Origin of the sequence: Algoriphagus sp. A40, assembly GCF_002002735.1 — a bacterium.
GTDB lineage: Bacteria > Bacteroidota > Bacteroidia > Cytophagales > Cyclobacteriaceae > Algoriphagus.
In genome coordinates this window covers 1-570 of sequence record NZ_MUNY01000055.1, presented here as the reverse complement: position 1 = coordinate 570, position 570 = coordinate 1, and the positions used below count along the sequence as shown (strand labels likewise).

Genomic DNA, 570 nt, shown 5'->3' with positions numbered 1-570 from the left:
GGGTAGACCTGAAGGCGGTAACCGCAAGGAGCCGTTTAGGGTAGAACCGGTAACTGGGGCTAAGTCGTAACAAGGTAGCCGTACCGGAAGGTGCGGCTGGAACACCTCCTTTCTGGAAAGATTCCTGCCCCTCGGCTTTCTCTTTTACACACTTTAAATTATTTGATTCGGGCTTGTAGCTCAGGTGGTTAGAGCGCTACACTGATAATGTAGAGGTCCGTGGTTCGAGTCCACGCAAGCCCACATCAATTCAAATTGAATTCATAAATTTTAGGGGGATTAGCTCAGCTGGCTAGAGCACCTGCCTTGCACGCAGGGGGTCAACGGTTCGAATCCGTTATCCTCCACATTAAAAAAATGGGTTGACCATTTCATTTCTCTGAAAGCAGAGAACAAGTTCATTGACATATTGAAGTAGAGACTGTAATAATGGTTCATTAGTAATAATGAGCAAGTAGAAGTAAGTGATTAAGGGCGCACGGGGGATGCCTAGGCTCTCAGAGGCGAGGAAGGACGTGATAAGCTGCGAAAAGCCACGGGGATCGGCCAATACGAAATGATCCGTGGATG

General features: G+C 47.9%; 2 tRNA genes and 2 rRNA genes. All 4 read left to right on the top strand.

The features are described from left to right. A 16S ribosomal RNA gene (locus B0E43_RS31225) occupies window positions 1-112 on the top strand; the annotation flags it as partial. A 57-nt stretch (window positions 113-169) separates the two neighbouring features. Further along, a tRNA-Ile gene (locus tag B0E43_RS31220) sits at window positions 170-243 on the top strand. A gap of 30 nt (window positions 244-273) precedes the next feature. Next, window positions 274-347 (top strand) — tRNA-Ala (locus B0E43_RS31215). Between the two features lie 111 nt (window positions 348-458). Further along, a 23S ribosomal RNA gene (locus tag B0E43_RS31210) occupies window positions 459-570 on the top strand; the annotation flags it as partial.